19 protein-coding genes and 2 pseudogenes are annotated in these 22,080 nt (G+C 40.8%); 18 read left to right on the top strand and 3 right to left on the bottom strand.

Features of this window, described 5'->3' with window-relative positions; translation table 11 throughout:
- The first annotated feature begins 5 nt into the window (after positions 1-5).
- The 14 genes and pseudogenes from LEP1GSC062_RS11090 (at position 6) to LEP1GSC062_RS11025 (ending at position 14,668) form a co-directional block, all read left to right on the top strand.
- Positions 6-1,127: a cobalt-precorrin-5B (C(1))-methyltransferase gene (locus LEP1GSC062_RS11090; RefSeq protein ID WP_020984271.1), complete on the top strand. Its 1,122-nt coding sequence runs from the start codon at positions 6-8 to the stop codon at positions 1,125-1,127.
- Complete coding sequence (gene cbiC / locus LEP1GSC062_RS11085) at positions 1,120-1,791, top strand: cobalt-precorrin-8 methylmutase (protein WP_010579339.1); 672 nt, start codon at positions 1,120-1,122, stop codon at positions 1,789-1,791. Before LEP1GSC062_RS11090 ends, cbiC begins: the two co-directional genes overlap by 8 nt.
- On the top strand, positions 1,788-3,029 hold the full coding sequence (locus tag LEP1GSC062_RS11080) for a bifunctional cobalt-precorrin-7 (C(5))-methyltransferase/cobalt-precorrin-6B (C(15))-methyltransferase (protein ID WP_010579338.1): 1,242 nt from the start codon (positions 1,788-1,790) through the stop codon (positions 3,027-3,029). The genes cbiC and LEP1GSC062_RS11080 overlap by 4 nt, the downstream gene beginning before the upstream one ends.
- The gene (cobI, locus tag LEP1GSC062_RS11075) at positions 3,026-3,790 is read left to right on the top strand and encodes a precorrin-2 C(20)-methyltransferase (protein WP_010579337.1); all 765 of its coding nucleotides are present in this window, start codon (positions 3,026-3,028) and stop codon (positions 3,788-3,790) included. The genes LEP1GSC062_RS11080 and cobI overlap by 4 nt, the downstream gene beginning before the upstream one ends.
- Positions 3,777-4,955 carry a cobalt-precorrin 5A hydrolase gene (locus LEP1GSC062_RS11070; protein WP_010579336.1) on the top strand — a complete coding sequence of 393 codons (1,179 nt, stop codon included), beginning with the start codon at positions 3,777-3,779 and terminating at the stop codon, positions 4,953-4,955. The genes cobI and LEP1GSC062_RS11070 overlap by 14 nt, the downstream gene beginning before the upstream one ends.
- Positions 4,946-6,376, top strand: a complete 1,431-nt coding sequence (gene cobJ / locus LEP1GSC062_RS11065) for a precorrin-3B C(17)-methyltransferase (protein ID WP_010579335.1) — start codon at positions 4,946-4,948, stop codon at positions 6,374-6,376. Before LEP1GSC062_RS11070 ends, cobJ begins: the two co-directional genes overlap by 10 nt.
- A gap of 13 nt (positions 6,377-6,389) precedes the next feature.
- Entirely contained in the window at positions 6,390-7,154 is a 765-nt protein-coding gene (cobM, locus tag LEP1GSC062_RS11060; protein WP_010579334.1) for a precorrin-4 C(11)-methyltransferase, read from the top strand.
- Positions 7,151-7,687 carry a cob(I)yrinic acid a,c-diamide adenosyltransferase gene (cobO, locus tag LEP1GSC062_RS11055; RefSeq protein ID WP_010579333.1) on the top strand — a complete coding sequence of 179 codons (537 nt, stop codon included), beginning with the start codon at positions 7,151-7,153 and terminating at the stop codon, positions 7,685-7,687. The genes cobM and cobO overlap by 4 nt, the downstream gene beginning before the upstream one ends.
- A pseudogene (locus LEP1GSC062_RS11050) lies at positions 7,687-9,071 on the top strand (cobyrinic acid a,c-diamide synthase CobB). The gene cobO and the pseudogene LEP1GSC062_RS11050 overlap by 1 nt, the downstream one beginning before the upstream one ends.
- Complete coding sequence (locus LEP1GSC062_RS11045; RefSeq protein ID WP_010579332.1) at positions 9,068-9,754, top strand: adenosylcobinamide amidohydrolase; 687 nt, start codon at positions 9,068-9,070, stop codon at positions 9,752-9,754. The pseudogene LEP1GSC062_RS11050 and the gene LEP1GSC062_RS11045 overlap by 4 nt, the downstream one beginning before the upstream one ends.
- Before the next feature lie 140 nt (positions 9,755-9,894).
- Positions 9,895-10,473: a bifunctional adenosylcobinamide kinase/adenosylcobinamide-phosphate guanylyltransferase gene (cobU, locus tag LEP1GSC062_RS11040; protein WP_020984270.1), complete on the top strand. Its 579-nt coding sequence runs from the start codon at positions 9,895-9,897 to the stop codon at positions 10,471-10,473.
- Between the two features lies 1 nt (position 10,474).
- Positions 10,475-13,072, top strand: a complete 2,598-nt coding sequence (locus LEP1GSC062_RS11035; protein WP_010579331.1) for a cobyric acid synthase — start codon at positions 10,475-10,477, stop codon at positions 13,070-13,072.
- A gap of 1 nt (position 13,073) precedes the next feature.
- A complete protein-coding gene (cbiB, locus tag LEP1GSC062_RS11030; protein ID WP_010579330.1) occupies positions 13,074-14,042 on the top strand; it encodes an adenosylcobinamide-phosphate synthase CbiB in 969 nt (322 codons plus the stop codon).
- Positions 14,039-14,668 carry a histidine phosphatase family protein gene (locus tag LEP1GSC062_RS11025; protein WP_010579329.1) on the top strand — a complete coding sequence of 210 codons (630 nt, stop codon included), beginning with the start codon at positions 14,039-14,041 and terminating at the stop codon, positions 14,666-14,668. Before cbiB ends, LEP1GSC062_RS11025 begins: the two co-directional genes overlap by 4 nt.
- A gap of 645 nt (positions 14,669-15,313) precedes the next feature.
- Here LEP1GSC062_RS11025 and LEP1GSC062_RS11020 read toward each other — a convergent pair.
- Positions 15,314-17,263, bottom strand: coding sequence for a DUF1561 domain-containing protein (locus tag LEP1GSC062_RS11020; RefSeq protein ID WP_020984274.1), 1,950 nt, complete (start codon positions 17,261-17,263; stop codon positions 15,314-15,316).
- A gap of 1,334 nt (positions 17,264-18,597) precedes the next feature.
- Here LEP1GSC062_RS11020 and LEP1GSC062_RS23985 point away from each other — a divergent pair.
- A pseudogene (locus tag LEP1GSC062_RS23985) lies at positions 18,598-19,395 on the top strand (IS5 family transposase).
- Here the strand turns inward: LEP1GSC062_RS23985 and LEP1GSC062_RS11005 are convergent.
- The gene (locus tag LEP1GSC062_RS11005) at positions 19,306-20,589 is read right to left on the bottom strand and encodes an SNIPE associated domain-containing protein (RefSeq protein WP_010579325.1); all 1,284 of its coding nucleotides are present in this window, start codon (positions 20,587-20,589) and stop codon (positions 19,306-19,308) included. The pseudogene LEP1GSC062_RS23985 and the gene LEP1GSC062_RS11005 overlap by 90 nt on opposite strands.
- A 131-nt stretch (positions 20,590-20,720) precedes the next feature.
- Between LEP1GSC062_RS11005 and LEP1GSC062_RS25865 the strand changes: the two genes are divergently transcribed.
- Genes LEP1GSC062_RS25865 through LEP1GSC062_RS25855 form a run of 3 tightly spaced genes read left to right on the top strand, consistent with a single transcriptional unit; the run spans position 20,721 to position 21,722 of the window.
- Positions 20,721-21,203, top strand: coding sequence for an IS630 family transposase (locus tag LEP1GSC062_RS25865; RefSeq protein ID WP_020984263.1), 483 nt, complete (start codon positions 20,721-20,723; stop codon positions 21,201-21,203).
- 13 nt (positions 21,204-21,216) lie between these two features.
- A complete protein-coding gene (locus LEP1GSC062_RS25860; RefSeq protein WP_155827668.1) occupies positions 21,217-21,411 on the top strand; it encodes a transposase in 195 nt (64 codons plus the stop codon).
- Between the two features lie 2 nt (positions 21,412-21,413).
- The gene (locus tag LEP1GSC062_RS25855) at positions 21,414-21,722 is read left to right on the top strand and encodes a transposase (protein ID WP_425268432.1); all 309 of its coding nucleotides are present in this window, start codon (positions 21,414-21,416) and stop codon (positions 21,720-21,722) included.
- Here the strand turns inward: LEP1GSC062_RS25855 and LEP1GSC062_RS10990 are convergent.
- The coding region (locus LEP1GSC062_RS10990; RefSeq protein WP_155827657.1) for a tyrosine-type recombinase/integrase at positions 21,719-22,080 on the bottom strand (362 nt) is incomplete at its 5' end. The two genes, LEP1GSC062_RS25855 and LEP1GSC062_RS10990, sit on opposite strands and share 4 nt — an antisense overlap.

The following is a 22,080-nucleotide window of genomic DNA, read 5'->3' as shown; positions in this document are numbered from 1 at the left end:
TTACTATGTCTACGAAAGAATTAAGAGAAGGATTTACGACAGGGGCTTGTTCCGCCGCCGCCGCGAAGGCTGCGACCCGTCTTCTCTTAAAGAGAGAACCCGTTTTGGAAATCGAAACAACTCTTCCGAACGACAGACAAGTTCTTTTTCCCGTCAAACGCTGTCAACTCGATGGAGAAGTCGCAATCTGTAGCGTCGTCAAAGACGCCGGAGATGATCCGGATTGTACACACGGAGCGGAACTCACAGCACGAGTTCGCTTAACAAAAGAGAGCAAAATCGTTTTAAAAGGTGGAGACGGCGTCGCCACCGTCACAAAAACGGGACTCGGCATAGAAGTGGGGGAACCCGCAATCAATCCGATTCCTAGAAAAAACATCAGCGAGATGATCTTGGAGGAATTGGTAGGAAGTTCATTCAACGGCGCGGAAGTGGAAATCAGCGTTCCGGGCGGTCAAGAAATGGCAAAAAAAACGATGAACAATCGCCTAGGCCTAATCGGAGGAATTTCCATCCTAGGAACCACAGGCATCGTCAAGCCGTTTTCCACAGCCGCATTTAAAGCAAGCGTTATCCAAGCGATTCGTATGGCGAGAGAATACGAAGTTGACACCGTCATTCTCACGACGGGCGGAAAATCCGAAAAGTTTGCTATGAATCTATTTCCGAATCTGAAAGAACTTTCTTTTATTCAAGTCGGAGATTTTATCGGGACGGGTATTAAAACTTCCGTTAAGGAATTCATACGTCATGTGATCATCGTTGGTATGATTGGAAAGTTATCCAAGATGGCCGACGGCGTAATGATGACTCACAGGGGCGGTTCTTCCGTGAACACTAAAATGTTATCCGATATCGCGAGATCCGTGGGAATCCCCGAACCAATTGCGATCGACATCCAAAACGCAAATACAGCAAGACATGTATTAGAAATTTGTAAAGCGAACGGATACGAAATCATCACGACCAAAATCTGCGAAATCGTCGCGAGAAACTGCTCTAAACACGCGGGAACGAATATGTCGATTTCCTGTTATATGGTGGATTTCGACGGAACACTTTTGGGCAAATGTGAAAATTTTTCGCAAAAAATTGAAACTACGAAAGGGAATTTGATACATGAATGATATGAGACAAATGACGTCCCTCGGTAGAGAAATCGAAGACAAATCCTTTTCGATCATAGACGAAGAAGCGGGTTCACATCCTTTTTCCAAGGAAGAATGGGAAGTGGTTCGTAGAATCATCCACGCAACGGCTGACTTCGAATACAAGGATATTACCAAAATACACTACCAAGCGATCAATTCTGGAATTCAGGCCCTAAAAAAAGGATGCCCGATCGTTTGCGACGTTCAGATGATACTCGCCGGCCTTAACCAAGACAGACTCAAAGCTTACGGCTGTAAAACGTTTTGTTTTATCTCGGACGAAGACGTGATCGCAAAAGCGAAAGAAAAAAATTCCACACGAGCGATCGAAGCGATTCAAAAAGCAAAGATATCCAATCTTTTGAACGGGGCGGTAATCGTCGTCGGGAATGCCCCCACGGCATTGCTCGAAATCGAAAGATTAATCCGCTTAGAAGGCATCAAACCGGCTCTAGTCATCGGAGTTCCGGTCGGATTTGTTTCGGCAAACGAATCCAAAGAAGCCATTATAAAATTAGAATGTTCTAATGTGTTTTCGGTGCCCTACATTATCACGAAAGGACGAAAAGGAGGAAGTACAATCGCCGTTGCAATTCTTCACGCGCTTCTTCTTTTATCTTCCAAAAGAGGGAAAAAATGAAAGCGGTTACCGTGATTGGGATGGGGGACGAAGGCTGCCTTGGGTTATCAAGCATTGCGGCAAACGCCGTCTCCAAAGCGCAAGTTCTCGCGGGAGGGAAAAGGCATCTGGATTTTTTTCCCCAATTTTCAGGGGAAAAGATCGTATTCAAAGGGAACCTTACGCAAGCGATCGAAAAAATCGCCGATCTTGCCTACGAACATTCGGTATGTGTACTCGCATCCGGGGATCCTCTTTTTTTCGGAATCGGAAGCCTAATCAGTAAAAAAGTCGGATCGGAACACGTCGATTTTATTCCGGCACCGAGCACAATCCAACAAGCCTTTGCAAGAGTGGGAATCCACTGGGACGACGCCGAAATTTTATCCTTACACGGAAGACCCATCGAAGGTCTCGTCACAAAACTTCAATCCCTTCGTAAGGTAGCATTGTTCACAGACGAATTCAATTGCCCGAAAACGATCGCTTCCTATCTGCTATCTTTCGAAGAATCGGAGTGGACCGCTTTCGTATGCGAAGATCTTGGGAACAAAAAGGAAAAAGTGCGCAAATTCGATCTTAAATCGTTAAGCGAAGAAAAGGGAATTAGCCCTTTAAACGTCTTGATTCTTATTCGAAACAATACGATTTGGAGATCCCCTCCAATAGTACCTAACGTTTCCGAAGAAGATTACGCAAAACGGATTCCCAAAAACGGACTCATCACAAAAAAGGAAATCCGAATTCTTTCCATCGCATTTTTGGATATCCGCGACAACAGCGTTGTTTGGGATATAGGAGCTGGCTCCGGTTCAATAGCGATCGAAGCCGCACAACTCGCAAAAGACGGCAAGGTATACGCAATCGAAGTCGATCCGGAAGGAATTGAAATTTGCAAACAAAATGTTTATTCCAGAAAAACGGATAACGTATACGTAATCCCCGGGAAGGCTCCCGAGATTTTGGAATCCCTTCCCGACCCGGATTGCGTTTTTGTTGGAGGCTCCAAAGGAAACCTTTACGATATTATTAGAATTTCCTTAAATAGAATTGCTTCTTTGGGAAGTTTAGTCATCAACGCAGTCACTCTGGATAACGTCACGGAGGCCTATCACAGTTTTAAAAAGTTAAACCTTGTTCCAGAAGTTACGCTTCTAAACATTTCCAGAGGACAACCTCTTGCAAATTATCTTAAATACGAAGCTCTGAACCCAATTCATATTTTTAAAATCACAAAACCGGAAGGATTTTCCGCATGATTTCCGGCAAATATGGAAAACTCTACGGAGTCGGGGTCGGTCCAGGGGCCACTGACTTGATCTCTCTCAGAGCAGTGAATGTTTTGAATTCGGTCTCAGTTCTAGCCATTCCCAAAAGTAGCGAACATCTGGAACCTTTCGCATGGAGAATTTGTTCTCCGATTGTGAGAGAAAATTCTTCCCAAGAAAAATTGTTTCTTCATTTTCCTATGACGAAAGATCCGAAGATTCTTATGCCCGCTTGGGATAAAGCTTTTTCGGAAATCGGGAAACGCTTGAAAAAGAAGCATAACGTCGCTTTCATCACACAAGGTGATCCTTCCGTCTATAGCTCCTGGAATTATCTTTTAGAAGAAGTAAACGATCGTTGGCCCGGGATCGAAGTGGAAACCGTTCCAGCAGTTTCGTCCATCACCGCTATTCCCGCTATTCTTCAAACCCCTCTCGCAGATGGAAGAGAACGTTTCTGCGTGGTTCCCGGAACTTACGGATTGGAAGACCTTCCCGAACTCATACGACATTTCGATACGATCGTTCTTACAAAAGTAGGCGGAGTCATTCCGAGACTCGTTTCTATATTAAAGGAATTGAATATTCTGCAGAACGCGAGTTACGTTTCTTACGGGACGACAGATCGGCAAAAAATCGTAAAAAATATAGAAACAATTCAGAACGAAAGCTGCGATTATTTTTCGATGGTAATTCTTTCCATTCGAAAACGTAAGGGCGCATTAAAAGGACAAAATATTGAAACGGAATAGAAAACCGTATTCCGTTTTTGTAATAACCAAACACGGACTTGAAATCGCCAAAAGAATTCAATCCGTTTGGACAGGAGTAGATCTTTTCGTTTCTTCCAAGTTTATCCAGGAAGCGCCGCCAAACTCCAAACCTCTTTCCCTTCCTATGGATCAAACATTACGTGAAATCTTCCGGGAATACGATTGTCATATCTTTATCATCAGCGTGGGGGCCGTGGTCCGCATGATCGCTCCTTTATTAGAAAATAAGAAAGTAGATCCCGCAGTTCTTTGTGTAGACGATCGGGCCAATTTTTCAATCTGCGTTTTATCCGGACACGTAGGAAGGGGAAATTTTTTTACGGAAAAACTCGCACAAACCCTTTCTAATATTCCGGTGATCACGACCGCGTCTGACGTTTCCGGAACTTTAACCGTGGACATTTTAGGCAGGGAACTAGGTTGGGTTTTGGAACATCCCGATCGAAATGTGACCCGAGGATGCGCGGCGGTAGTCAACGAAGCCAGAGTTCTATTCGTTCAGGAGACGGGAGAACCGAATTGGTGGCCTTTGGACAAAAATCTTCCCAAAGGCGTAGAATATTCCGTTTCTTTAAACCAAGTTCGTTCGGAAGATTATGAGATCCTTTTAATTGCAACGGACAGAAACAATCTTCAAAAAACCCATCAAAAACATTATGAGAATTCTATATTATATCATCCTAAATCTCTAATTTTAGGCCTAGGCTGCGACAGAAACATCCCTTTGGAAACCGTAGAAAACGGGATTTACAAAGTATTAAACGAAAACGGCCTTGCGATCCAAAGTGTAAAAGCGATCGCCTCTGTGGACTTAAAAAAAGACGAGCCCGCCTTTCTTTCACTTTCTTTAAAATACGATTGGGAATTGATCACTTTTTCTTCGGAAGAATTAGATCGTGTCTCCTGGATCCAATCGCCTTCGAAAACCGTAAAAAATTTCGTGGGAACAAAATCAGTGAGTGAAGCCGCAAGCCTTCTCGCGTCCGGTGCAGACTCTCTTCTGGTCCCGAAACAGAAATATAAGGAATCGCCTAACGGTAAAAATCTCACGATTGCAATTTCCCGAATTCCATTTCCGAAACGGCCTCGCGACCCACGTTCCGATTTTTCCATAAACTCAACAAAGGAGGAAGAATGCAAATAGGCAGATTAAACATCGTCGGTATCGGCCCAGGAAACGACACTCACATAACTCCGGCAGTTTTACAGGCGATCCAGGAAGCCGATCTTGTGATCGGTTACGCCACTTATATCGGTCTCGTTAAACACCATTTAGTCGGTAAACAAGTAACCCAAACGGGAATGACGGAAGAAGTGGGTAGGGCACAAACCGCCATTGATGCGGCAAAAGAAGGAAAAATCGTTACCTTAATCTCTTCGGGAGACGCTGGTGTCTACGGAATGGCAGGACTTGTTTTTGAAGTACTGCAAAAAACCGGTTGGAAAAGGGGAGATTCTCCCGAAATCAAAATAGTTCCCGGAATAACCGCAGATAGTTCTTGCGCCTCCTTGATTGGCGCTCCTCTCGTTCACGATATGGCAAGAATTTCCCTTTCCGATCTTTTGACTCCTTGGTCCGTCATCGAAAATCGATTGGAATGCGCGGCCAAAGGGGACTTCGTTATCACCCTTTACAATCCGGCTTCGGGGCGAAGACAAAGACAGATCGTAGAAGCTACTAAAATTATTAAGCGACATCGTTCGGGAACAACTCCGGTCGCTTTAGTCAAAAGCGCTTATAGAAAACAACAAAACATCCAACTTTCGGATCTGGACAATTTTTTAGATTACGAAATTGGAATGAACACGACCGTGATCGTAGGCTCTTCAAATACGTTCGTCTATGAAGATTTCATGATCACTCCGAGAGGTTATACAAACAAATATTCTCTGGAAGACTTAAGTCTCAAAAAAGGGCAGAAAAAAGGTTTTTCTCTTCGTTCTACGGGGGATTTACAGAGCAGAGTAAATTCAGATAACGACGACCACCATTCGAACCTGAACATCACGAAAATTCACGGAGCCTTTGTCAAAAAATCCACCATGTTCATGGATTCGTCCGCAGCAAAAGCTGTGGAAACTTTAAACCTACTTTCGCAAATTCAAGGACAGAATACGAAAAAGAATTCTAAGTCCGTAGATTCCGAAAAAAACACGTTATCCTACATAGGCCGTCTGGGCGGAGGAATTCTTTTTAAGAGTTTAGAAAAATTTTATATCATTGGAAAAATCAAAATTCCGACTCGATTCGAAGACTATGGTTTTGCAGACCCGGAGGAATACGAGGATCGGTACTTCGAATTAAAAATTATAGAGTTCGAAAAGGTTCGAAATCTTCGATTCGAATTCCTAATGTTCGTTCCAAACGAAATCTCTCCCCACGAAATCTATGAGAAACTCGTTATCCATAGAAACTCCTCCGTAAGCGAACGTCTTCTTACTTACGTAAAGAATCAAAGTGAAAAAGTTTTTTTAAACGGACAAGAATATACGGACATTTCCTGGCTGGGAATCGTTCCCTCCGAAGTTTGGAATTTAGTCCGAGGGGTAATTTTAAAATGTTAGAGATTCAGGGGTTATGAAAGTTTATATCATCGGAGCCGGTCCGGGAGATCCGGAATTGATTACAGTAAAAGGGGCAAAACTTGTGGAGACTTGCCCGGTCGTCCTTTATACGGGTTCACTTGTACCAAAGGTAGTGATCGAAAGAGCAAAAAAAGACGCAATTGTATTAGATTCATCGAATATGATTCTGGACGACATCATTTCCGTAATTCTTAAAGCAAAAGAAAACGACCAGGACGTAGCCAGAGTTCATACGGGAGATCCTTCCATTTTTGGCTCCATTGCGGAACAGATAAGAAAATTAGATTCTTTGAATATAGAATATGAAATTATTCCAGGGGTCAGCTCTTTTACCGCCGCGGCGGCGGCCTTAGGCAAAGAACTGACCCTTCCCGAAGTTTCTCAAACCATCATCATCACACGTATGGAAGGAAGAACCCCAATGCCGGAAAAGGAAAGACTGGAAATTCTCGCCCAGTCCGGCGCAACTCTCGCTCTCTTTTTAAGCGTTTTACACATTCGAAAAATCGTAGAACGTCTGACTCCATACTACGGAGAGAAATGTCCGGTAGTCGTAGTTCAAAAAGCAACCTGGCCGGAACAAAAAATTCTCATAGGAACATTAAGCGACATTGCGCAGAAAGTGAAGACGGCAAAAATTTTCTCCGCCGCGATTATTTTTGTCGGCCCAGTTTTAAACTGCCACGACTTTGCAGACTCCAAACTTTACTCAGCCGATTTTTCGCACAGATTCAGAAAAGTAAAAAAGAATTTATGAACTCAGATTCGAAAAGAACGAAAGGACTCGTGATCGTTCATACCGGTGATGGGAAAGGAAAAACCACTGCCGCACTCGGAATCGTATTTCGCGCGTTAGGAAGAGGGTTGAAATGCGGAGTCGTCCAATTTTTAAAAGGAAAATGGGAAACGGGAGAAAGAATGTTCGCAAGAACCATTCCGGAACTCGACTTCCACGTTATGGGGTCTGGCTTTACCTGGGATAGCAACAATCTGGACAAAGATAAAATCGCCGCACAGTCTGCATGGTCCATCTCTTGTCAAATGATATTAAAAGGAAATTATAATATAATAATACTAGATGAAATTACTTACGCATTCCATTATGGCTGGTTAAACGCGGAAGACGTTATCCGAATTCTAGCCAAAAGACCGAAAAACGTCCACGTAGTAATCACGGGGAGAAACTGTCCGGAAACTCTGACAGACTACGCCGATTTAGTCAGCGTGACCGAAGCCAAAAAGCATCCGTATCGAAACGGAATTCCCGCGCAACAAGGAATCGATTTCTAATGAACGTTTCATACGCAGAAATCAAAATTCCAAGAATCGTAATCGCAGGCACAGGAAGCGGTGTCGGAAAAACCACAGTTGTTCTCGCGCTCACGCAAGCGTTTCAAAAAAGGGGATTTAAAGTCGCAACCTTCAAATGCGGGCCCGATTATTTGGATCCGACGTACCATTTTCGTATAACGGGAAAAACATGCCATAACTTGGACGGATGGTTGATGGGGAAACAATCCGTCTTGAATGTCTTTCATAAAGCGTGTCATAACGCGGATATTGCGATCATCGAAGGAGTAATGGGATTGTTCGACGGACACTCTCCGAACTCGGAAGCTGGCTCCACCGCCGAGATAGCAAAATGGACCGCCTCACCCGTGTTAGTGGTCGTAGACGCAAGCGGAATGGCAAGAACTATCTCCGCAATTCTAAAAGGATTGAAAACCTTCGACCCAGATCTCAACCTCGCCGGGGCTTTTACCAATTTTATCGGAAGTAAATCGCATACTCAACTTCTACGAGAAGCATCCTCGGAAGTTCCAATCCTTGGGGGTTTTTCAAAACATCCGCAACAGGCATTTCCCGAAAGACACCTCGGTTTATACTCCGCCTCAAAGGAAAACTTATCCGAAGAAAAACTTATATTTTGGGGGGAAGAAGGGGAAGAACAATTAGAAATCAATTCCGTCCTAAAAATTGCAAGCTCAGCTCCGAAGATCTCAATCCCGACTTCGAAAATAAAAACAATTTCAAGCCGTTGTAAAATCGGAATCAGTATGGATTCCGCATTCCATTTTTATTATGAAGAGAATTTAATGCTGCTACAAGAAGCCGGAGCCGAACTCGTTTTTTTTCCCCTATCGCCGACTCCCGACTCCCTCAGGTCGACGGACTTTACATCGGAGGAGGGTATCCGGAGCTTTTTGCCTCGGCCTTATCGAAAAACGAATCTTTGTTAAACGACATTCGAGAATTCTCATATAAAAAACGACCGATTTACGCCGAATGCGGCGGGCTCATGTATCTTTCAAAAAAAATCCAGCTCGTTTCGGGAGAATCCTATCCGATGGTGGGTTTGATTCCGGGAAGCACTATCATGAACGAAAAATTAAAAGCCCTCGGCTACGTGGAAGTTGTTACAAGACAAAAAACGTTTTTTGGAGAAGCGGGACTTAGGTTCAGAGGTCATCAGTTTCGTTATTCAAATTTCGAACTCGACGAACCACATTCTATCGAACTCGTTTACGGATTAAGAAAAAGAAAAGGAAACGAAGTAAGTGAAGAAGGGTATTTTCACAATTGTGTTCTTGCCTCCTATGTACACGCCCACTGGGCGTCCAATCCTATTTTACCAGAAGGATTCGTTCGATCCTGTCTACGGGCTCCAAGATGATCCACGCCCCTTTTATTACGAACGATTCCGCATCCTGGCTCACCGCAAACTTCAACGAGCCACATAACGTTCTAAGTTGGGCGGTAATTGGCGGAGGCTGGACACAACAAGTCGATTGTGTTTTATGGCATCGTGTTCGAAACGAGGATCTTACACCGGACATCGATCCTATCGATTATTTCCGTAAACGTTTATTCCAAAAAGAAGAATTCAGAAACGTAGTCGGTTTTCTCACGAGTGTTTCTCTTGAAAATTATTCGGAAGTAATCCTACAAAAAGAAGATCTACGAATTCGATCAATCGTAACCGCAGGACTTGGAAATTCGGTTCGTATAGGTGATCGGCCTTCCCAATTAAAAACATACGGAACAATCAATATCCTCGTGCAATGTTCCGCACCTATGAATCTAAGCACTTCCTTAGAAGCAGTTTCTCTGATCGCAGAAGCAAGAACACTTGCAGTATTGGAGGCAAAGATACTAAGCAAAGCTGGTCAAAATCTTGCGACCGGAACCGGAACCGATTGTATCGCGTTTGCTTCTCCCTCACGCAATTCGACAATCCATTACACGGGTAAACATACACTTTCGGGTCATCTTATCGGAAAAGCCGTCCACGAGTCTGTCAGTCAAGGAATTACAAATTGGAAAGAGAACAAATTGAAAATAAAAGCTGGGGTTTGAAAAAAACTATCCGATATGCAAAAACATTTCACTTTCTCAAACTTCAGAAAATCCATTTCGGAAATTGCAAAAAAAAGTTTTACGGAAGTGAGACAAACGCTTCTAAGTCTCAATCAATATATCATTAAAAAGGAATGTAAATGGCCGACATAACTTTGATCACCGGAGGTTGCAGAAGCGGCAAAAGCGGTTTGGCACTTAAGTTAGCAAACGAACTCCAAGGGAAAAAATACTTTGTTGCGACCTGTCCCGCTTTCGACGAGGAAACGAATCAAAGAATCCTAAAACACAAAAAAGAAAGGGAATATCTTCTATGGGAGACCATAGAAGAAGAATTCGATCTTTTGAATGTATTCAAGCCCGGGCGTTTACCAAAATCTTCCATAGTTGTAATCGATTGCCTCAGTCTCTGGATTAACAATCTTCTGTATCAGGCGGATAAAAAAAATACCGAAATCAACGAAACTACGATTAGAAAGAATTGCACGGAACTCATCCGTAGTATTCGAAATTCCGAAGTAAAACATGTGATATTCGTAAGTAGTGAAGTAGGACTCGGACTCGTTCCCGAAAGTAAAACAGGAAGGATTTACAGGGATCTTCTGGGAATATGCAACCAATCAATAGCACATAACGCGAATTTTGTATACTTCATGGTAAGCGGCATTTCACTTAAAATAAAAGAAAACAAATTCGAAATCAAGGGAACCCGAAAATAGTATGAATCAATCGGGACATGGAGGAAATCTTATCGAACTCTCGCAAAAAGCTGGATGTAAACCGAATGAAATCTTGGATTTTTCCGTCAACGTCAATCCGCTCGGGTTCCCTGAATGGTTAAGACCTTTCATCCATTCTAAAATTAGCGATCTTATCTCCTATCCGGATCCAAATTATACATCCTTAAAGAAAACAATACATTCAAAATATAGAATACCTACAGAGCAAATCGTTCTTGGAAACGGTGCGTCCGAACTCATTCTCCAAATCCCTTTTGCAGTAGACACAGATTACGCTTTGATCGTAACCCCTTGTTATAGCGGATATAAAGAAGGAATTTCGCTTAAAAACATTCCTTGCATGGAACTATCTCTCAAAGAGAAGGATTTTTTTCGTTTAGACTTTGATGAAGTCCGAAACATCTTAAAATCAAAATCGGATCAAAAAGCGCTGGTTTTCCTAGGACATCCGAATAATCCAACAGGCATCACTCTCGATAGAAACGAAACTCTAAAACTCGCCTCCGAGTTTCCGAGTTATATTTTTGTTATCGACGAATCCTTTATCGATCTTTGTCCGAAAGGAACTTCCTTTCTCAATGACAGAACCAATAATATGATTCTAATCCGATCCATGACTAAAGTTCTTGCGATTCCCGGCCTGAGAATCGGAGTCTGTTTTGCCTCTCCTCAGATTTGTTCTTCGCTTTCAAAAAGGCTTCCGACTTGGAACGTAAACACGCTCGCCGCCTCGGTTTACGAAAAGGCAATTGCAGAAGACGAGCACACAGAAAAATCAAAACAAAAAATTCTAAGTTGGAAAGAAAAACTAGAATGCGATCTTTCTAATTTAGAATTTCTTCATGTATTTCCAAGTGATACGAATTTTATCCTTATCAAAATATTAAAAGATCGGAGTGCGACAGAATTAACACAAGAACTACTTCGAAAACATAGGATCGCAGTTCGGGATTGCGGAAACTTTTCCGGACTATCCGAAAACTTCATTCGAATCGCAGTGCGTACTCCAGAAGAAAATGAAAAAATTGCAAACGCGTTTTCTGACATATTTTACAGAACAAATAAGTTTCATAAAGTTCCGAAAAAAATAACACCGGCAATCATGTTGCAAGGTACTGCATCTAACGTTGGCAAAAGCATCTTAACCGCTGCGTTCTGCCGCATTTTAGCACAAGAGGGAGTGAAAGTAGCGCCTTTCAAATCGCAGAACATGGCTCTCAATTCGTTTGTAACTTCGGACGGAAGAGAAATCGGAAGAGCACAAGCTTTACAAGCACAGGCCGCAAAAATTTCCCCCGATATAAGAATGAATCCAATCCTGCTCAAACCTTCGAGTGAAAAGGATTCGCAGGTAATCATCAACGGAAAACCCGTGGGTGCAATGGATTTCAAAGACTACACTGAATACAAATCGACCGCGTTCGAAGAAGTGAAAAAATCCTACGATTCTCTTTCATCTGAGTATAACGTAATTGTAATAGAAGGGGCCGGAAGTGCGTCCGAAGTGAATCTGAAAAAGAACGATATAGTCAATATGAGAATGGCTGAATACGCGAAGGCGAAAGTATTCCTTGTTGGCAATATAGATCACGGAGGTATCTTCGGTTCGATTTTAGGAACGATGGAAACTCTTGCGGAATGGGAAAGAAAACTCGTTTTCGGCTTTGTTATCAACCGTTTTCGAGGAGTAAAGGAACTCTTAGAAACTGGTACAAAATATATCGAAGAATTTACGGGCAAACCAGTTCTTGGAATCGTTCCGCATCTTCAGAACCTGGGTCTGCCGGAAGAGGATTCCCTCGAATTCAAATCGGGAGCGTTAGACGATACGTCTAAATTGAAAGGAAGGATAGATATTGCTTTGATCGATATCCCGAGAATTTCCAATCATACGGACATCGACGCGCTCAAATCCGAACCCGACGTTCGAGTAAGAATTGTACGGACCTGTAAAGATTTGGGAGAACCGGACGTCGTGATTCTTCCCGGAAGCAAAAATGTAATTACCGACTTGGACCATTTGCGCGATATCGGATTAGCGGATCGGATTATCGCGCTCGCGCAAAACCAGAAAACCGACATAGTAGGGATTTGTGGCGGCTATCAAATGCTCGGAAAAAACATTTTCGACCCCCATAAAATCGAAACCGATCGAGGAAGCGCGAAAGGACTTTCACTTTTACAGATAGAAAGCATATTAGAAAAAGATAAATCTCTCAAACAAACAATCGCCACTCATATTCCTACCGGATGCGAAGTCGAAGGGTACGAGATTCACCATGGGAAAACAACTTCCATCGGAGAAAATGTGCGAGTAATCTTTTTAAATGGAAAAACCGAAGAGTTGGGGCATAGCGATTTAACGGGAAAAATTTGGGGAACATACATCCACGGAATCTTTGACAAGGACGAATTTCGCAGGAAATATCTGGATCAAATCCGAATTCGGAAAGGGAAACCGCCTTTAATTAACATTCAATTTTCCTATGATTTGGAAAAATCTTTGGATAGACTTGCCGAACACGTTAGACGTTCTTTAAATATGGATTTAATCTATCAAACATTAGGACTCGGTTAAAATGCCTTGGATCATTTCCTTGTCTATTGTTCTTGATTTGATATTCGGAGACCCGAGAAACGCACCTCACCCCGTACGAGTAATCGGTAAACTTGCAAGGGTATCTGAAAAATTCTTCAGGACTCACTGTAATTCGGAAAAACTCGCAGGAATTTTGACATCCTGTTGTGTGTACATCTTTTCTTTTTCGATACCTTTTTTTCTTATCCACTTTTCGGACAAACTTCATTGGATTTTAACCTCGTTCTTTTCGATAATGACAATTTACACTACGATCGCAATTCGGGACATGATCGACCATAGTAAAGAAGTTTACGATGCTTTAGCGCAAACCGATCTCCCGCTTGCTCGTGCAAAAGTTTCTCGAATCGTCGCAAGAGACACAAAAAACTTAAACCAACCAGAAATCATCCGAGCTTGCGTGGAAAGCATCGCCGAAAGTCTTGTAGACGGCATTACAGCCCCTCTTTTTTATGCGGCTTTCGGAGGACCTTCTTGGGCGATGTTTTATCGATCAATTAACACGTTAGATTCTCTTTTCGGGTATAAAGACGATCGATATCGAAAATTTGGAAGTTTTCCAGCAAGAATGGACGATTTGGCAAATTATCTACCCGCGAGAATCACGTCTTACATACTCGTTTTTTCATCTCTGATTCTCGGTTATAACTTTAAGAATTCATTGTATATTCTCCACAGGGACGGAAAAAAACATCCAAGTCCCAATTCGGGACTTACCGAAGCCGCTGTCGCCGGAGCGTTAGAGATACAACTCGGCGGGATCAATTTTTATAACGGAATTCAGAACGTTAAGCCGAAATTGGGAGATAACAAAAAAGAATTCCGAATAGAACAAATTCTTCAAGCCAACAAGCTGGTTCTACTATCCTCCATTTTAACCGCAGGATTTTATGTGTTTATCTATTCAATCGGTGTTTGGCTTTGGGAAGAATGGAAATTTAGAAATTGAAAAACACATTTAAAAAATCAAATATACTTTATGTCTTTAGGCACGGAGAAACCGACTGGAACAAAGAAGGTCGGCTCCAAGGACATTTAGAAATTCCCATCACGGAGACAGGGGAACGTCAGGCTGAATCCATCGCCTCAATCTTAGAAAATAAAGGCGTTGAAATCTTACTAAGCAGTGATCTCAAAAGGGCTAAAAGGACGAGCGAAATCGTTTCGAAAATACTCGGTCTAAATCCGATTTTTGATTCCGATTTCAGAGAGGTGTTCCTGGGAGAAGGACAAGGGAAATTGATAAGCGAAGTTGATCTTTATTTTGGAAAATCCTTTTGGGAAAGATGGAACAATCATGATCCGGCTTACGACAAACTTCATTTTCCAAACGGAGAATCGAAACGGGAAATGGACTATCGAATCCATTCTTCCTTAATGCGTATAACAGAACTTTTCTCCGATCAAGTTGTCGCGTTGTGCACGCATGGTTTCGTTATGACGCGAATGCTGAAAATGTACAAACCAATGTTAAAACAAATTTCGAATATTCAAAACGGAGAATGTATAAAATTCCACTCCGAAGAAGTCCTGTCCAGAGAAAAGATTGTCGGTAATAAAATAACTTATTTGTAAACTTGTATTACATACAATAAAAATTCTGTCGGTAAGATACACTTTTGTAGAAAGTTCTACAACGAATAAAGCGCGACCAAATAAATATTAAAAATTTATTGGTAGTTTCGTGCGCTATTTTCTACCGATCTTCTACATAAAGGCACCGTCAATTTTAGCACAAATTCCCATTTAAAGACAGAATCTTGGGCACTCTATTATGTAGGGATCAGTAGTAATTGAGAATACTGTAATAACTTGAATAAAGATATCGTTTCTGAAAAATAAATAACGGATGAGATATTAAGTTCTACAAATATTGGATACAATCATCATCAATTTATCCGAACGTTCGAAAACAAAAAATTTTTCTGCTTAAATTCGCCAATAAGAATGCTTTTGATTCTAACAAAAACATTCGATTTTTTGGATCAATCCAGAGACGTATAAGAAAACTCTGAAATAAAAACAGTATTTATAATTTATCCAAAAAACGAAATGGAAACCCATTCGATTCGAAGTAGGGGATACCTACAACTGAAAACAAGGGCTTTTATTTTAAAGCTTAGCAGAAAGAAATTTTAAAAACAGTGCAAAAAAATCGAATTCAAAAGACCCATTTTGTTATTTATAAAATCGCTATCTACGACTCTTTTGGTTATGACATTATTTCAGGAAGGAAGCTGCTCTTTTCTTTTTTCGCTTCATCGCCGAGGTTGGTAGCGCACACCTGCCTTCTCCCCCAGAGCACTGATTCACTGATGCGCTGGTTGGGTATCCTCCTGTACCTCTTCTGTCATCCCCTTCTCCAGTGCAATTCCTGTTAGAAATTATAAAGTTAAATGCATTGTGGTCAACATCCCCTATCTGTATAGTTATGAGTACTGTCAGAGTTCTATCTGGTGCTTCCAGGTTATAAATTACCTGGAGCGGATCCGTGGTGGGCGTTAAAGCTTGCCTGTAAAGGTCAAATGCTGTCGAAAGCGAGGTTGTTTGAATTACCACCAACCCCTGAATGGTCCTAAGAATTGGAACGGCATGCCCCACTACAATTCCGTCGGAACGCTGTCGCCCTAACATCCCCAACCAAATACTCCCGGGAGGAGAATTGATGAGTGAATTAATGTGAGATATTATCTCAGGCCGGGTGGTGAATTCATCAGAGACAATCCAGTCGTACTGAGGCAACATAGTCCTAGCGGATGCTAACCCCAGTAATCTCGTTGTGCGACCGTCTATACCATATACTCTAGGCACGTCCGTCAGCAACATGTCCAATAACGGATAACGTTGTCCAAATGAGACAAAAGGGTCTCTATCACGAGCTGTATCGAAGAAGTAACCTCCACTCTGAAGAGGGCCTTGAGAATAATACTCCTGAAGTTCTGCTAACATCTGGAAGCTCTGAAGCAGACAAACGCCGCACATCCCATGTAGCTGAGCTGGAGATGCAAGCGTAGCTGAATTCGATATCTCATAAAGCCTCCGAATCCAATCATCACTTAATTGAAAGTCAGGGGGTAAGGTCCTTTTTACTCTTTTATGGGCAAGACCTTCCTTATTACCTGCTGGACAATACTGCTCTGTCTTTCCAAGATTGCCGGTTGCATAACGTATCCAATCTAGTAAATCTCCATCAACTACAAACAAAGACGTAGGACTATTGGTAGCGTCTGTTTTCAAAAAAGAGGGTTTAACTGCATAGGCAACACCCCAATTTGGCCCATACCTGGTAACTCTGAGAATATTTCCTTTATAATCCTTGATCATCCCTCCCTCTTCAGTTTGAAGATAAACGTTCCAATAAGCGGGATTATCCTTACTGGTAGGCGCATCACTACACAATGCCCATTGAATCCAATTCCATTGATAACTACCTACCTTAGAATACATGCAATAGAGACGTCCGCTAATAGGATTGTATTGAGCAAGATGTCCGCTTTCAGGATTGTAGTAGATAGACGTAGTATTTTTTTTTGAGCCTTTTGAACGAATAAAGTAGCGACTATTTCCCAAATTCCAAGCTATGGAAGTTTTGATGCTGATGTTGCCAGGAGTCGCCACAGTTTGAACCCAATCTTTCATCGAAGTATCTAAGGTATGCTTATAGCCACCCTTAGAGGTTTTTGAGATATAGGCATACCACTTCACATCTTTCAAACGATAATGCCCATCTGCAGTCCAAAACGCGTTCTCCTTTACGATCCATCTCTGCAAAGGGTCATTGATAGTACAAGGTCTTAAGTTCACATAACCCTGGTTTGTCTCTCCCTTAACTACTTTCTCAGGGGCAGTAATACATAACCACGTGTCTTGAATGTAATAAGAAATTCTTTGAAATACATCGTACCTTGCATTAGCAACATCCTGTTCCCAACATTGCTCAATCTGAATATAACTTTCACCACCGATAAAAACAGGAGCATAACAAAATCTTCCCCCATCATGTATGACGATCTTGACAGGCTTATCTTTCGGATTATCGGTTGGCTTTTGAATTATCGAACCAGGGATAGCACTCGATAAAATATGGATAAGTGCAGGGTTTATTCCGTAAGAAAAATCAACTCCGATTGAGACCAACAAAACTACTAGCAAAACTATCAAACGACTCATTTTCACATCCTCTTTTTTTGAAAAATTAAGACGTAGTCATGTAAATCCATAGGGACATGATACAAACATAGTTGCCAAGTATATTAGAGTTTTGCCATTTTTAGCCGGAGAGAAACGAAAAACACCAAGCCATTTAGCGCTAAGATGTAGAAGCAGAATGTATTTATGGAATATTCTTTTCGAAGCAAATGGATTACCTGAGCAGTGGAATCTTATCTTTATTAATTATTTTACTTCACCTTCTAGTAAATCATCTTTATCAGGACTATTGTGATTGAATCAAACTCAAAATCCGACCTTGGGATATTGTTTTGAAAAAAGAGATTACCATCACTTAAGATAGAGTTTATTGCACCTCTTTAAAATGTAGCAATGGATGATCGGATGATCCAGAACTTTCCTAAACACTTCGCATTAAAATTATATATATCTAAGGTTTAAAAGAACATAATTTAAAATATTAAAAAATTCGGTTTCCGGATATATAATCCGAAAACCTTGAATGGAGATACAGGAGATGAAACGAAGTTTATAAAATAAACTTCGTTAAGAATAGTTGGAGAAAAGTATATTTTCATACGTCATGGAAATTGAAAATAAAAATTCCGATAAAAATATTATTTTATGTTATAATATTATACGAATAAGGAAAAATTTTTAGTACCTTAGATGTAAATTCAGATATCTTTAAACGTTAGAGTTGGAATAGCTTCCAAATTCGAAATTCAAGAAAGTTATTTTAGGGCGTTGCTTCGTTTTTTAATGGGCAAGGTTACCCTTTAGAATAAGAGCGTGTCCCAAAACTTGGTTGTACCGATAGTTTAAAGAAATAAACTTGACTAATGAAAACAGAATTAGGTCATTTAGATATTCCATCCTGAGCGATGTCGCATAACGAAAGAGTCTCCTCGACGTTTGCGTTCCCGAAGCGCCTGTGCGCGAAGGGATTGACGGAGGCTTGAGCGAACCTTAGTGAGCGATCACAAGCCGAACGTCAAAGCAAATGTGTCGAAGACCGTAGTGAAGATCGCATTAGCGATTCCGAACGAAGCGAGGAGACGAAGTTATACGCCGTTTTTAAATACTTTGCGGGATTTTATCCATAACGGAGACTTTGGGAGCCGAATTCGCTTTTTCTCGTTCTGCTCGAATTTTTAGCGATTCTCTATACTCTCTTGCTTCAGCTATCTTAGTAAATTCAATATCGATTATATGTTTCTTTGCGATTTCTTCAATTTCGTTCAGCGTAATATAAAAAAATTCTTTTCTGTTGTTTACTAAGAGCCGGTCTCAAAACTGCTTGTACTGAGAAAGCATAATAATATCAATGTGAAATGGACAAATATTATTCAGAGATACCTGATGCCCTTTGGCAAAAAATCGCATCTTTTATCCCTAAAGAAAAGGTCAATCCCCAAGGGGGGCGCAATCGTGTACCTGCAAGAGTGGTAATGGCAGGGATTATCTATCGAATGAAAACGGGATGTCAGTGGCGTGCAATTCCGAATGACTTTGGGTCCGGTCAAACTTGTCATAGAAGATTTCAAGAATGGGAACGAGCGGGAGTATTTAAAAAGATCTATAAATCTATTTTAAAATATTATGATGTGAAGAATAAGATAGCAATGGGACTGGGCTTCGATGGATTCCGCAATGGTTAAAGCTCCCAAAGGGGGAGCTTAACCGGAAAGAACCCTACAGACCGTGCCAAATTAGGGGTTAAACGGCATATTCTTACGGATGGAAATGGTATTCCTTTGGCAATTACGTTGACTGGAGCTAACGTTCATGACAAACGCGGTGTAAAAGATACGTTGAATTCAATCTTAGTTTTTTCCGGAAGAAAAAGAAAAAAACCGAAAGCATCTTTGTTTAGATAAAGGTTATGACTTCAAAGATATAGAAGCATTCATCAAGAAAGAAACATTCGAGCTCATATTCGGAAAAAAGGTGAGAAGCCTCTCATCGGCAAATATAAAGGAAAACCAAGGCGTTGGGTCGTTGAAAGAACAAACAGTTGGCACAATCGATTCAGAGCTATTCTAATTCGCTGGGATAGAAAAGCGGAAAATTATCTGGCATCTCTTTATCTCGCAAGCTCCATCATTGCTTTTAACTTTTTTAATAGGTAGTTTTGAGACCGGCTCTAAGTTAACCTTTCTCAAATCGAACTCCCTATGGAACAATTTTTCAAGTTCAGGTGCATTTTCAGAATAAATAATTGCATGAACATCAAATTCAAATGGAACCGAGGCATCACCTAACTCTTTTACTCTATCCATTGGTTCAAGTCGTCGGGTCATACCAATTTTATATACGCTTTCTCCAAAAGAACCAATATTTGAAATTACATATACATGGCCTGCTTTCGTTTGTTGCGCCATCGAAAGGGCCCTTTGTTTTAGCTGTTGTGCTTCTTCTAATTCTCGCTGCAATTCAGCCATTTTCAATTGAATTTTTTGTAATTGATCACCTTGTGCTTTTTCAAGTTCTTTCTTCGCTTGCTCCAAGGCTTTTGTGTAACGCTTTTCTTCATCTTCAGAATCTTTCAACGCTTTTTCGATTTCTTTTTGAGACCGCTCCTCTTCACGAATTTGCTCTTGAATTCGTTTCTGCTCTTGCTTTTCCTGATAAATTTTATCTTGATATTCATGAGTAAGTCGTAATTCGTTCAACTTTAATTTATAATATTCATTAGTTATATGAATTGAGTGCGTTTCCCCTAATTTGTTTATAGCCTCGTAAACTTTTAGTAATCTTTCTTCCATTTTTAGAATATTATTCCAACGAACATCAGAAATCATTGCTTCACATTCGCCGTTAAAAGCACGTAGCATCAGTTTTATATAATGTTTTGTTTGCTTTTTACCTTCGGCTTTACTCCCGTTCACTGTCCAGGTTGTGCTTGAATATGCTGCTTTTTCTAATTTAATCATCTCCTTGCCGGAATCCCTAACCGCCAATAGTTTTTCTTTATATTGATCAGAAGTATCAAAATCAAAATGTGGACTGTATATTCCATAGCTAATAATTTCTGATTGTTCATTAAAGATTTCGATTTCACGGATTAGCGCTTCTAAAAGTTGTCTTTTAGCCGAATAATCCGACCTCATTTGATCTATTTGAATCTGTATTTCAGTCAGCGTTCTATTTCTTTCTGAAATCGAATCATTAGTTTCTTTAATGACGTTTGATTTATGTGCTTCTAAATCGATAATATTTTTATATTTTTCATATAACGCGTTATATGCTTTAGTTTTGTTAACTAGCAAGTATCCTAAATAGATTGCTACGAGCAGAAATATTAAAATCGTTAAAATTGTCATATGTATGTTCCTCTATGTAATTTTTAAAATGGCGCCTAACTATTAATCTCTGAATGTCGTATAAACACCTATTACTGATCCCTAACAAAAAAGAGTAACCAAAAATATAACAATAATATCCCATTGTCATAATGCAAAACTTAGAAAGGGAAAAGTTAAAACGTTTGGAAAAACGTAGGTTGAAGGGAATTGCTCTCTTGAAGAAGGGCTACACGTGTTACGGAGTATCAAAAAAGCTTGGAGTAAGTAAGCAATCGGTAATGCGTTGGCGAGAAAGATATGAAAAGGAAGGAATCGAAGGAGTAAAATGGAATGGTCGACGAGGTCGACCGACCAAATTGACCATTTCAGAGAAGAAAGAATTAAAAAGAATCATCTTGAAAGGTCCAATAGATTACGGTTATCCGAATGAACTTTGGTCAACGTATCGCGTATCGGAAATCATACGAAAAGAATTCGGAGTAACGTATCATCAAGATTACGTAGGAATTCTCTTACATCAATTAGGATTTTCGTATCAAAAACCTAAAAGAAGAGCGTTGGAAGGAGATGAAAAGGCAATTGAAACTTGGAAAACGAAAACTTGGCCCGGTATAAAAAAAAGCAGAGAATGAAGGGTTTAAGGTCATATTTTTAGATGAAAGCGGAATCAGCCAGAATCCATATACGATAAAAACTTGGAGCTTAATCGGAAAGACACCGATCCTTCGTCACAAGATGTCTTGGAAAAAGTTATCAGTAATCGGTGCTATTTCTAAAAAAGATTTTCACTTCCAGATCATAACAGGCTCTGTTAAAAGCCAGGACCTTATTTATTTTTAAAGATACTTACTAAAGGAAAATCGCAAAAAAGATTTTTAATAGTTTGGGATAATCTATCTGCTCATAAAAGCAAAACAATGAATGAATTTTTAAAAGCAAACGAGGAAAGGCTTCGAGTAGAATTTTTGCCTCCTTATGCTCCGGAGTTAAATCCTCAAGAATATATCTGGTGTCGTTGGAAGAAAAACTATATGGCTAATTTTTGTCCGGAGAATCTTAGCCAATTGATTCAAAGAACTAAATCTACTTTAGGTATATTGAAATCAAATACAATCAGTTTCGATAGTTATTGGAGACAAGCTGGTATTTAGGTACTCATTTTTATAGGGATCAGTAAAGAACTCGAATCCGGCGTATGGAGTGATGGATGCGTCTTGTCATACACTTCCTTTAACTTTCGAATCGCTACGTGGGTATAGATTTGAGTCGTACTTAGATCCGCGTGTCCAAGCATCTCTTGAACGTGCCGTATGTCCGCTCCGTTGTCCAACATCCCAGTCGCCGTCGTATGCCTGAAGATATGAACCGCTTGACGCTTGTTGACAGAAGCCGCCTCTCTAAACACCGCAAAGAGACTTGTAATACTCGAATGCTCCAGCTTCTTACCCATCTTACCCAGAAACAAATGTGGCTCTTCTGCATCTCTCAAAAATACAACTCTCGATCTTT

The sequence above is a fragment of the Leptospira alexanderi serovar Manhao 3 str. L 60 genome, assembly GCF_000243815.2.
Lineage (GTDB): Bacteria > Spirochaetota > Leptospiria > Leptospirales > Leptospiraceae > Leptospira > Leptospira alexanderi.
Note: the sequence above shows the minus strand (reverse complement) of the source record. Positions and strands in the feature narration are given on the sequence as shown.

What these genes read in the sequence shown, in the direction of transcription:
- LEP1GSC062_RS11090 (WP_020984271.1), top strand. Translation starts at nt 6, where the DNA reads ATGTCTACGAAAGAATTAAGAGAAGGATTTACGACAGGGGCTTGTTCC.
- cbiC (WP_010579339.1), top strand. Translation starts at nt 1,120, where the DNA reads ATGAATGATATGAGACAAATGACGTCCCTCGGTAGAGAAATCGAAGAC.
- LEP1GSC062_RS11080 (WP_010579338.1), top strand. Translation starts at nt 1,788, where the DNA reads ATGAAAGCGGTTACCGTGATTGGGATGGGGGACGAAGGCTGCCTTGGG.
- cobI (WP_010579337.1), top strand. Translation starts at nt 3,026, where the DNA reads ATGATTTCCGGCAAATATGGAAAACTCTACGGAGTCGGGGTCGGTCCA.
- cobJ (WP_010579335.1), top strand. Translation starts at nt 4,946, where the DNA reads ATGCAAATAGGCAGATTAAACATCGTCGGTATCGGCCCAGGAAACGAC.
- cobM (WP_010579334.1), top strand. Translation starts at nt 6,390, where the DNA reads ATGAAAGTTTATATCATCGGAGCCGGTCCGGGAGATCCGGAATTGATT.
- cobO (WP_010579333.1), top strand. Translation starts at nt 7,151, where the DNA reads ATGAACTCAGATTCGAAAAGAACGAAAGGACTCGTGATCGTTCATACC.
- LEP1GSC062_RS11045 (WP_010579332.1), top strand. Translation starts at nt 9,068, where the DNA reads ATGATCCACGCCCCTTTTATTACGAACGATTCCGCATCCTGGCTCACC.
- cobU (WP_020984270.1), top strand. Translation starts at nt 9,895, where the DNA reads ATGGCCGACATAACTTTGATCACCGGAGGTTGCAGAAGCGGCAAAAGC.
- LEP1GSC062_RS11035 (WP_010579331.1), top strand. Translation starts at nt 10,475, where the DNA reads ATGAATCAATCGGGACATGGAGGAAATCTTATCGAACTCTCGCAAAAA.
- cbiB (WP_010579330.1), top strand. Translation starts at nt 13,074, where the DNA reads ATGCCTTGGATCATTTCCTTGTCTATTGTTCTTGATTTGATATTCGGA.
- LEP1GSC062_RS11020 (WP_020984274.1), bottom strand. Translation starts at nt 17,263, where the DNA reads ATGAGTCGTTTGATAGTTTTGCTAGTAGTTTTGTTGGTCTCAATCGGA.
- LEP1GSC062_RS11005 (WP_010579325.1), bottom strand. Translation starts at nt 20,589, where the DNA reads ATGACAATTTTAACGATTTTAATATTTCTGCTCGTAGCAATCTATTTA.
- LEP1GSC062_RS25865 (WP_020984263.1), top strand. Translation starts at nt 20,721, where the DNA reads ATGCAAAACTTAGAAAGGGAAAAGTTAAAACGTTTGGAAAAACGTAGG.